Source organism: Streptomyces sp. TRM64462 (assembly GCF_013362995.1).
Taxonomy (GTDB): domain Bacteria; phylum Actinomycetota; class Actinomycetes; order Streptomycetales; family Streptomycetaceae; genus Streptomyces.
The window spans coordinates 19,548-29,781 of the sequence record NZ_JABWDV010000171.1; the positions used below are offsets into that span (position 1 = coordinate 19,548).

The following is a 10,234-nucleotide window of genomic DNA, read 5'->3' on the forward strand; positions in this document are numbered from 1 at the left end:
AAGCTCCCCTCAGGGTAGGAGGCGGGGTGACCGCGGAGAAGACCACGACGAGGAGGGTCGGATGCTGCGCAAGCGGCTGGGGCGCGGCGGCCCCATGGTGTCGGCGATGGGCCTGGGCTGCATGGGCATGTCCGACTTCTACGGTCCCGCCGACGAGACCGAGTCGATCGCGACGATCCACCGGGCACTGGACCTGGGCCTTACCTTTCTCGACACGGCCGACATGTACGGCCCTTACACCAACGAGGAGTTGGTGGGGCGAGCCATCGCACGACGTCGCGACGAGGTGTTCCTGGCGTCCAAGTTCGGCGTCGTACGGTCCGGCGACCGCCGGGCACGACGGGTCGACTCGACGCCCGCCTACGCCAAGAGGGCCTGCACCGCGTCGCTGCGCCGGCTCGGAGTGGACCATCTCGACCTGTACTACCTGCACCGCCGCGACCCGGCCGTCCCCGTCGAAGACACCGTCGGAGCCATGAGCGAGCTGACCGCCGAGGGCAAGGTGCGCCACATCGGCCTGTCGGAGGTCAGCGCCGACACACTGCGCCGGGCGTGCGCGACAGCCCCGGTCGCCGCGCTGCAGAGTGAGTATTCATTGTGGACACGCGGCCTGGAGCGGCAGATCCTCCCCACGGCGCGCGAACTCGGCGTCGCTCTGGTGGCGTACTCGCCGCTCGGCCGCGGCCTCCTCACGGGAGCCCTGACCGGCGTGGACACCCTGGCCGCCGACGACATCCGCCGCGACCAACCCCGCTTCCGCGCCCGGAACCTGGCGGCCAACCTGCGCCTGGTCCAACGCGTACGGACACTGGCCACGGATCTCGGCTGCACTCCCGCGCAACTGGCACTGGCCTGGCTTCTGGCACAACCGGACGCGGTGATCCCCCTGCCGGGCATGCGACGCCGCACGCACCTCGACGAGAACGCGTCGGCGCTTGCGATCACGCTGTCGGCCGAGCAGTTGCGGTCGATCACCGACGCGATACCGGAAGCCGCCGGCGCTCGCGCACCGGACCTGTCCCGGCTGGAGAAGTAGACCGGGGCAGCGGGCGGCGCGCACCGGACACACCTCAACCTCAGCCACCGGCCGGGGGGTTCCCTACTCGGGGCGGACGGCTACCGCCACGGACGTCACGTACGGCTCGTCCAGCTCGCCGCTGGGAAAGTGCCGGGTGAGGTGCTTCCGCTCCTCCGCGAGGAAGGCCGAGGTCCTCGGCTCGCCCAGCACGATGAAGGCCGAATGGGTGGCCAGCTTCGCGAGGTGGAAGTCGACGGAGACCCGGCGCGACCAGCGAAGCGTGCGGGTTCTCCAGCGAAGCCCGGGCGGTGTCTCCAGGTTGGAGATGTAGCAGCCGGGCCCCAGCCGCTCCTCGATCCTGGCGCCCTGCTCCGCCACCCATGGCACGGACGGGTCAGGGTCGTTCCACCACAACGCGAGCGCGCCCCCGGGGCGCAGGGCCCGCAGGGCGGACGGGACGGCGCGTGCGGGGTCGGTCCAGTGCCAGGACTGGGCGTACGAGACGAGGTCGAGTGACCCGTCGGCCAGCGGCAGCCGGTTGCCGTCCCCGCGCACCAGCGGGACCCCCGGCAGCTCGCGCCGGAACTGCGCCGCCATCCCGGCGCCCGGCTCCACGCCCACCACCCGTGCCCCGCGCTCGTGCAGGGCCCGGGCGGCGATGCCGGTCCCGGTGCCCACATCGGCCACCCGGGCCCCGGCGAGCCGCTGCCCGCTGAACTCCTCCACGGTCTCGAAGACGGCCGCCGGGTACCGCGGCCGGTGCGCGGCGTACGCGCCCGCGGCCCGGTCGAAGGCCCGAGCCCGTTCGTGGGCGGGGATGTCGTACGTCATGCCCTGACTGTTCCGCAGGCCGCCACCCCGGAACAGGGCGCGTCCTGGCCAAGACCGACTACCGCGAGCGCCGCCACAAGCAGGACGGCGACCGGCCCCGGCGCGCGCCTGGCGCTCAGGCGTCCTCCAGGGCCCGTTCCAGGGGTACGCAGGGCAGGCCCCGGACCGGGATTCGGGGGGTCGGGCGGTGGGTGCGGTGGACGCGGACGTACGCGTGGCTGCGCGGGTGGACCCGGCCCGGGACCAGGACGTCCACCTTCGGTGGCAGGGTCTCCCGCCGGTCGTACAGGGTTAACGCGGCCGCGCCCGTGAGGAGGGCGTCGGGGCCGGCGTAGAGGAGGGCCGCGCGGAGGCGTTGGTGGTGCGTGGGGGCGTCGGGGCGGAGCAGGATTACGCGCGGGAGTACGCGTTGCCACGGGCCGGACGGGCCGCAGCGGGTCGCCACGACCGACGAGGCGCAGCCGATGTCCAGGAGCTGGTGGACCGTGGCCAGTCCGTCCTGGGCGACGACCAGTGGGTCGGTGGCGAAGCCGTCGTGGGGTGTGAGTGTGATCATGAGGGGTTCACTGCCCTCTGATGTGGTGCGGACACGGCGGGTTGGGGTGCGCGTTAGCCTCGGGAGCGTTGCGTGTGAAACGGGGGATGAATGAAACGGCGGAAGGGATCTTTGATGCGTGATGTCGCGGTGGCGGCTGTGGCGGCCGGTGGGCTGCTCGGCGGGTACGGGGTGGCCCGGTGGACCAAGAAGCGGCCCTTGGGCGGGGTGGTGCTCGCCGCCGCCGGGGGTGTCGCCGCTCGCGAGTGGCAGCGGCGGAGTGGGCCGGGCGCTGCCGCCGGGTTGAGCGCCGCCTACCTCGGCGCGTTCGCCGGGGCTCATCCATTGGCGAAGAAGGTGGGGGCCTGGCCTGCTGTTTTCTCCGTGGCAGGCGGGATGGCCGTTGCTTCTTGGGTCGTTACGCGGCGGGAGGGTTGAACACGGGCTCGAGTGCGTACGTATGTAACGGCACCTCCCCGTAGTAACTGGGCGGGTGGCCGGTCGGCAGGGGCCGGTCATCCGCCCAGGGAGTGGGAGACGGTGTAGATCACCAGGCCCGCCAGCGCGCCCACCACCGTGCCGTTGATGCGGATGAACTGGAGGTCCCGGCCGATGTGGGCCTCGATCTTGCGCGAGGTCTGATCCGCGTCCCAGCTCGCCACGGTTTCCGTGATCAGGGACGTCAGCTCTTTGCGGTAGGTCGTCACCACGTATGCCGCCGCCTCTTCCAGCCAGCCCTCCATTTTGCGCTGGAGCTGCTTGTCCGTTGTCAGGCGGGCGCCCAGGCTCAGGAGGGACGCCCGCGCCCTCAGGCGCAGTTCGCTCCGTTCGTCCTCCGCCGCCGACATGATCATCGACCGCACCGACGCCCACGCCGACGCGATGATGTCCTGGACCTCCGGGCGGGCCAGGAGGTCCGACTTCAGGCGTTCGACGTGCTGTCGCGTGTCCGTGTCTCCCTGGAGGTCCGTCGCGAAGTCCGTCAGGAAGCGGTCCAGGGCGCCCCGCGCCGGGTGGGCCGGCATGTCGCGCATCTCCGTGACGAAGCGGAGGAGCTCCTTGTAGACGCGCTCGCCGACTCTTCGGTCCACGAAGCGTGGCGTCCAGCCGGGGGCGCCGCCCTGGACCGCGTCCATGACCGAGTCGCCGTGCTCGATCAGCCAGTCGTGGGCGCGGGCGCAGACCAGGTCCACCGCCCGGTGGTGGGCGCCGTCCGTGACGATGCGGTCCAGGGTCTTGCCGAGGCCCGGTGCGATCTCCGCCGCCTCCGCCCGCCGCGTGATCGCCTCGCCCACCACCGCCTGGACGTCCGCGTCCCGCAGGACCGTCAGGGCGCCGCGCAGGGCCGTGGCGAGCTCCGCCGTGACCCGGTCCGCGTGGGCCGGCTCCGACAGCCAGGCGCCGAGGCGCGCCGCGATGTTCAGGGCGTGCAGGCGGGCCCGTACGACCTCTCCGGAGAGGAAGTTCTCACCTACGAAGGTGCCCAGGGCTTCGCCGAGCTGGTCCTTCTTCGTCGGGATGATCGCCGTGTGCGGGATCGGCAGGCCCAGCGGGCGGCGGAACAGGGCCGTCACCGCGAACCAGTCCGCCAGCGCGCCCACCATGCCCGCCTCGGCCGCCGCCGCCACATAGCCCGGCCAGCCCGTCACGCCCGCGGACTTCGCCCACGTCGCCAGCGTGTAGATCACGGCGACCAGCAGCAGGAGCGCTGTCGCCGTCGCCTTCATGCGGCGGACGCCTCTGCGTCTCTCCTCGTCCGCCTCCGTGTACGTGACGCTCATGTTCTCCGCCCTCTCCCTGCGCCGTCCGCCTCCTGCCCCTTCTTCAGGTACTCCTGGCGAGCGCGGTCAGTTCCTGGGCGGTCACTTTTCCAGCTTTTTGGGCGGTCTTTCCCCCTTCCGGGGCTTCCGTTTCACCTCTACGCCGCCCATCAGGGCGAACCCCGTGATCCGTACGCGCGGCGAGCCCGGAGCCCCCCGCCCGGAGCCCTTGTCGTCGAAGCCGCCCATCAGGGCGAAGCCGCCCACCTCGACGTGCAGCTCCGGCGGGACGATCACGCTCACCCCGCCCATCAGCGGGAAGCAGCGGATCACGATCTCGCGGTCCTCGAAGTCCGCGTCCCGCAGGTCGATGTCCCCGCCGCCCATCAGCGTGAACGCCGTGAACACCCGGCCCACGCTCCACCGCCCGCGCCGCCCGAAACCGCCGCACACCGCGACCGCCCCGCGGGACGTCGCCGGCACGCCGACCCGGTCCGCCCATACGACGGAACCCGGCTCCGTACGGGAGGCGAGCCCCGGCGCCGGCGCCGTCACCGGCAGGTCACGCACCAGCGGCTCCAGCTCGCCGTGCGTCCGCGCCTTGTACGCCGCGTCCAGGCGTTCCTCAAACTCCGTCATGTCGAGGCGGCCCTCGGCCACCGCCTCCCTCAGCCGCTCCGCGATCTGCTCACGTTCCGTGTCCGAGGCACGCATCTCCGGGAGCCCCTCCGGGAGCCTGTCCGGGAGGCCGTCCGGGCGCTTGTCCGGGTCCGTCATGGTCCCCAGCCTAGGCCGACCCGCGTTCGGCGTACATCTGCGCGATCACGGTTTCGATGTCCGGCTCCCGCACCGACAGATCGACCAGCGGATACGTCGCGGCGATCTCCGCCACCAGCGGTGCCGCCGACGACGACGCCGGGAACGACAGCCACTGGCGCGGGCCCTCGACCCGCACCACCCGCGCGCCCGCCACCTCGATCGGCGGACGCTCCCGCTCCAGGTCCACCACCAGGGTGCGCTCGCTCGTGCCCGCCTCGTGCAGGCCGGCGAGTGCGCCGTCGTACATGAGCCGGCCGTGGTCGATGACCATGACCCGTTTGCAGAGCTGCTCGATGTCGGTGAGATCGTGGGTGGTGAGGAGGACCGTGGTGCCCCGCTCGGCGTTCAGGTCGCGGAGGAAGGTGCGGACCTTCGCCTTCGACACGATGTCCAGGCCGATCGTCGGCTCGTCCAGGTACAGCACCTCCGGGTCGTGCAGCAGCGCCGCCGCGATGTCGCCGCGCATCCGCTGCCCGAGGGAGAGCTGCCGCACCGGGACCTCCAGCAGGTCCCCGAGGTCCAGCAGCTCCACGCAGCGGTCCAGGTTCTCGCGGAAGCGGGCGTCCGGCACCCGGTACATGCGGTGCATCAGGCGGTACGAGTCGCGCAGGGGCAGGTCCCACCACAGGGTCGTCCGCTGGCCGAAGACCACGCCGATCCGGCGGGCGAGCCGCGTCCGGTCCCGCGAAGGGTCGATGCCCGCCACGCGCAGGCGGCCGCCGCTCGGCGTCAGGATGCCCGTCAGCATCTTGATCGTCGTGGACTTGCCGGCGCCGTTCGGGCCGATGTAGCCGACCATCTCGCCGCGCGCCACGCGGAAGGTGATCCCGTCCACCGCGCGCACCTGGCGCTTCTCACGGCGCAGCAGCCCCACCTTGCGGCGTACGTCGAAGACCTTCTCCACGTTCTCCAGATCGATGAAGTCGCGTTCCATGCCTCGCCCCTAACTGCCCGTGCTCCGGTACGAGCGGAGGCCCGCCCGCCACGCCAGCCCCGCCACACCCGCGACCCCCGCCGCCACCAGCGGCGACAGGAACGCCGCCCACGACGGCAGGCCCGCCGGGGCGTCGCGCCCCAGCACGTACAGCGCGGGCACCCAGTTCACGAACGCCAGCGGTACGACGTACACGACCCCGCGCACCAGCTCGCCCGCGAAGATCGTCGGCGGGTACTGGAGGAGGGTGTTCCCGCCGTACGTGAAGGAGTTGGTGACCTCCGCGCCGTCCTGCGCCCAGAACTGGAACGCCGCGCCCAGCAGCATCAGCGAGCCGAAGAGCACGCCGCCGGTCAGCGCCGTCAGCGGGATCATCGCGATCTTGAGCGGCGTCCAGTCCACGCCGTCCAGCAGCACCAGCGACCAGACGAGGACCAGCAGGCCCTGGAGGACGCGCCCGAGCCGCCGCAGCGCGAACCGGTCCGCCGCCACCTGGGCCAGCACCGGCACCGGCCGCACAAGGAGCGTGTCCAGCGTGCCGTCCCGCACCCGCCGGCCCAGCCTCCCGACCTGGCCGAGCGCGAGGTCGGCGAGACCGAACGCGGTGCTCGTCGTGCCGTACAGGAACGCCACCTCCGCGAACGAGAAGCCGCCCAGGCCCCGCACATGAGTGAACATCAGCAGGATCACGACGAAGTCGAAGAAGGTCGCGGTGAAGTTCGACAGCAGCGTCATCGCGAAGGAGAAGCGGTACGTCATCGTGGAGCGGATCCACATGGCCGCGATCAGGCCGTACGCGCGCAGTCCCTCCGCGGCTCGGGAAGCCGCGCGGGACGCCGTACGGGATTCCGCACTGGATTCCGTACGGGATTCCGTACTCGATGGCGCACGGGACTCCGTACGGGACTCCGTACGCGTGTCCTCAGCCACCCTGCACCACCACCCTGCGCGTCGCCGCCGCCTGCAGCGCCCGGCCCGCCGCCAGCAGCACCAGCGCCCACCCGGCCTGGAAGCCGTACGCCTCCAGCAGGCCCCAGCCCCCGGTGCGCTTCTCCAGGAACACGTCGGCCGGCACCTGAAGCATCGACGCCCACGGCAGCGCCCGCGCCACCTCGCCCAGCGCGCCCGGGAACACGTTCAGCGGCAGCAGCATCCCGGAGAAGAACATGCCCGACAGCCAGGCGACCTGCACCACCCCGGCGCCGTCCATCAGCCAGAACACGGACAGCGCCACCAGGTACCAGATCCCGAAGCTCACCAGCACTCCGAGCAACACCGACACCAGGAAGGCCGCCCAGGTCAACGGGTGTTCGGGCAGCGCCAGGTCGAAGGCGAGCGCGCCGACCGTCATCGGGACGACCCCGCGCCCGACGAGCTGGAACGCGGCGCGGCCGAGGTTCGCGGAGAGCCACCACAGCTGGAGGTCGGCGGGGCGGTAGAGGTCCACGGCGATGTCGCCCGTCTTGATCCGCTCGATCAGCTCGTCCTCGAAGCCGCCACCCATGAGGGAGCAGGCGGCGAGCAGCGCCTGGCCGAGCCAGACGTACGCGAGGGCCTCCGCCATGTCGTAGCCGCCTAGGCGAGGACGTTCGTTCCACAGGGCCATATAGGTGAACGCCAGGATGAAGCCGAAGACGGTGTTGGTGAACACACCGGCCGCCGTGGCCATGCGGTACGTCGCATGGCGCCGGAACGCACCGGTGACCACGGCCAGGTACAGCCGCACGCTGCCGCCCCCTCTCCCGGAACGTCCCGACGTCGCGTCAAAGTCGCTGAGCCTAGCCACTCGTACGCCGCGCCCGCGACCCGTTTTCGCGTGGCCCGGCGCCGGGATGCACGGGATGGGCGCGGGCTCGATGCACTATGAGGGACGTAGGACAAAACGCCTTAATACGGACAGTCACCGTCACCGTCCCGACCGTCCCGACCGTCCCGGAGACCCATGAGCGACGACCGGCCGCACCCCGCAGAGGGCTGGGCGCCCCGCGACCCGACCGACCACAGCACCGGAACCCCCGTCAGGCGGGGCCCGGCCGAGAAACGGCGACGGCGGCAGGAGCGGCGCCGGGCGCGGCGCACCGGACCGCGCCGGTTCGTGCCGACCTGGCGCACGGTCCTCGGCACGTTCCTGTTCCTCGTCCTGCTGACCGCCGGCGGCTTCCTCGCCGGCTACCACCTCATCGACATCCCGCCCGCCAACGCCGCCGCGACCGCGCAGGCCAACGTCTACCTGTACGCGGACGGCAGCCCGCTGGCGCAGGCGGGCAAGGTCAACCGCGAGAACGTGCCGCTCGCGCGCGTCCCGCGGACGCTGCGGCACGCGGTGCTGGCCGCCGAGGACCGGGACTTCCACACCGAGCCCGGCGTCGACCCGGAGGCCCTGGTGCGCGCCGCCTGGAACACCGTCACCGGCAAGGGCACCCAGGGCGGTTCGACCATCACGCAGCAGTACGTCAAGAACTACTACCTGGGCCCGGAGCGGACCGTCACCCGCAAGGTGAAGGAGTTCTTCATCGCGATCAAGCTCGATCGCCGCAAGTCGAAGGACGAGATCCTGGAGGGGTACCTCAACACCAGCTACTACGGCCGCAACGCCTACGGGGTCCAGGCCGCCGCCCGCGCCTACTACGGCAAGGACGTGGACGAGCTGGACACCGCCGAAGGCGCGTACCTCGCCTCGCTGCTCAACGCCCCCAGCGCGTACGACGTCGGTGCCCGCTCCGGGAACCAGGCGCGGGCCCACGCCCGCTGGAACTACGTGCTCGACGCCATGGTGCAGGAGCGGTGGCTGAGCGCCGCCGACCGGGCCGCGCTCACGTTCCCCGCGGTGCGGCCCGCGCGGCCCACCGCCGGGCTCGCGGGGCAGCGCGGCTACGCCGTCCAGGCGGTCGACGCGTACCTGACGCGCAACGGCATCGTCGGCAAGCGGGCGCTCGCGGCGGGCGGCTACCGGATCACGACGACGCTCCACAAGGACAAGATGGACGCCTTCGAGGACGCCGTCGGCGAGCAGGTGCTGTCCCGGCTCGACCCGGACTCCAACCCCACGGACCGGTACGTACGGGTCGGCGGCGCCTCCATCGAGCCGCGGTCGGGCAAGGTCGTCGCGCTGTACGGCGGCATCGACTACACCCGGCAGTACGTCAACAACGCGACCCGCCGCGACTACCAGGTGGGCTCCACCTTCAAGCCGTTCGTCTTCGCGACCGCCGTGGACCAGGGCGCCACCACGCAGTACGGGGAGCCGATCACCCCGAACACGGTGTACGACGGCAGCAACAAGCGGCCCGTCGAGGGCTGGACGGGCGCGGCGTACGCCCCGGCGAACGAGGACGACGTCAGCTACGGCGGCATCACCCTGCGCACGGCGACCGACCGGTCCGTGAACGCCGTGTACGCGCAGCTCGCCGTGGACGTGGGGCCCGCGAAGGTGCGGCGGACGGCGGTCGCGCTGGGCCTGCCGCCGGACACACCGGACCTGACGCCGTCCCCGTCCATCGCGCTGGGCCCGGCGACCGCGAGCGTCCTGGACATGGCGGAGGCGTACGCGACGCTCGCCAACCACGGGCGGCGCGCCGGCACGTACACGCTCGTCGAGAAGATCGAACGGATCGGGCCCGGCGGGCCGCGGCCGGTCGTGCTCCCGGCGGGCGACGCGGCGGCGGGCGCGGTACGGCAGGCCGTCAGCCGGCAGGCCGCGGACGCGACGACGGCGATGCTGCAGGGCGTCGTCGAGGGCGGTACGGGCACGGCGGCCGCGGCGGCGGGCCGCCCGGCGGCCGGGAAGACCGGGACGGCGGAGGACGACAAGGCCGCCTGGTTCGCGGGGTACACGCCGGAGCTGGCGACCGTGGTCGCGCTGATGGGCCAGGACCCGGAGACGGGCGCCCAGAAGCCGCTGTACGGGGCGATGGGCCTGGCCCGCGTCAACGGCGGCGGTGCGCCCGCCGAGGTGTGGGCGCACTACACGGGGACGGCCCTGGAGGGCACGCCGGTACGGGACTTCGACCTGGAGGTGCCGGAGGGCGCCGCCTACGAGGAGCCGGCGGCGGAGCCGTGGGAGGCGGGCGGCGGCCGCGACCCGGGCCGCGCCTGGCAGCCGCGGTGGCCGCAGTGGCAGGAGGAGCGGCGCGGCGGCCGGGAGCACTTCCACGGCGCCGCCCCGACGGTTCCGGACGCCCCGGCCGTCCCTGCGGCTCCGCGCCGGCCCTAGGTCGTGTCCAGCGGGTCTTTCCCCTATCCCGCCCCTTCCCGAACTGGGGCTCCGCCCCAGACCCCGTATCGCTCCCCCAAGCTCTTCGAGCAGGGGGTACCCCCAGAACGGCGCTCGTCCTCAA

At 72.4% G+C, this 10,234-nt stretch carries 10 protein-coding genes; 3 read left to right on the forward strand and 7 right to left on the reverse strand.

Going from position 1 to position 10,234, the window contains the following annotated elements:
• Positions 1-61: 61 nt before the first annotated feature.
• Positions 62-1,036, forward strand: coding sequence for an aldo/keto reductase (locus HTZ82_RS07680; protein ID WP_175408537.1), 975 nt, complete (start codon positions 62-64; stop codon positions 1,034-1,036).
• Between the two features lie 63 nt (positions 1,037-1,099).
• Here the strand turns inward: HTZ82_RS07680 and HTZ82_RS07685 are convergent, their stop codons facing one another.
• Together HTZ82_RS07685 and HTZ82_RS07690 are read right to left on the reverse strand one after the other, a co-directional pair.
• Positions 1,100-1,849: a class I SAM-dependent methyltransferase gene (locus HTZ82_RS07685; protein ID WP_175408538.1), complete on the reverse strand. Its 750-nt coding sequence runs from the start codon at positions 1,847-1,849 to the stop codon at positions 1,100-1,102.
• Between the two features lie 115 nt (positions 1,850-1,964).
• Positions 1,965-2,405 (reverse strand): hypothetical protein, encoded by a 441-nt coding sequence (locus HTZ82_RS07690; RefSeq protein ID WP_175408539.1) that lies wholly within the window; start codon positions 2,403-2,405, stop codon positions 1,965-1,967.
• 114 nt (positions 2,406-2,519) lie between these two features.
• Between HTZ82_RS07690 and HTZ82_RS32045 the strand changes: the two genes are divergently transcribed.
• Positions 2,520-2,822, forward strand: a complete 303-nt coding sequence (locus HTZ82_RS32045) for a hypothetical protein (RefSeq protein ID WP_254711693.1) — start codon at positions 2,520-2,522, stop codon at positions 2,820-2,822.
• 77 nt (positions 2,823-2,899) lie between these two features.
• Here the strand turns inward: HTZ82_RS32045 and HTZ82_RS07695 are convergent, their stop codons facing one another.
• The 5 genes from HTZ82_RS07695 to HTZ82_RS07715 form a co-directional block, all read right to left on the reverse strand.
• Positions 2,900-4,165 (reverse strand): DUF445 domain-containing protein, encoded by a 1,266-nt coding sequence (locus HTZ82_RS07695; protein ID WP_175408540.1) that lies wholly within the window; start codon positions 4,163-4,165, stop codon positions 2,900-2,902.
• Between the two features lie 81 nt (positions 4,166-4,246).
• Positions 4,247-4,858, reverse strand: a complete 612-nt coding sequence (locus HTZ82_RS07700; protein ID WP_175408549.1) for a DUF1707 domain-containing protein — start codon at positions 4,856-4,858, stop codon at positions 4,247-4,249.
• 73 nt (positions 4,859-4,931) lie between these two features.
• Positions 4,932-5,897 (reverse strand): ATP-binding cassette domain-containing protein, encoded by a 966-nt coding sequence (locus HTZ82_RS07705; RefSeq protein WP_175408541.1) that lies wholly within the window; start codon positions 5,895-5,897, stop codon positions 4,932-4,934.
• Positions 5,898-5,906: 9 nt separating this feature from the next.
• Entirely contained in the window at positions 5,907-6,674 is a 768-nt protein-coding gene (locus HTZ82_RS07710; RefSeq protein ID WP_175408550.1) for an ABC transporter permease, read from the reverse strand.
• Between the two features lie 145 nt (positions 6,675-6,819).
• The gene (locus HTZ82_RS07715; RefSeq protein WP_175408542.1) at positions 6,820-7,623 is read right to left on the reverse strand and encodes an ABC-2 family transporter protein; all 804 of its coding nucleotides are present in this window, start codon (positions 7,621-7,623) and stop codon (positions 6,820-6,822) included.
• 216 nt (positions 7,624-7,839) lie between these two features.
• Here HTZ82_RS07715 and HTZ82_RS07720 point away from each other — a divergent pair, with 216 nt between their 5' ends.
• Positions 7,840-10,110, forward strand: a complete 2,271-nt coding sequence (locus HTZ82_RS07720; RefSeq protein ID WP_175408543.1) for a transglycosylase domain-containing protein — start codon at positions 7,840-7,842, stop codon at positions 10,108-10,110.
• Positions 10,111-10,234: the final 124 nt, after the last annotated feature.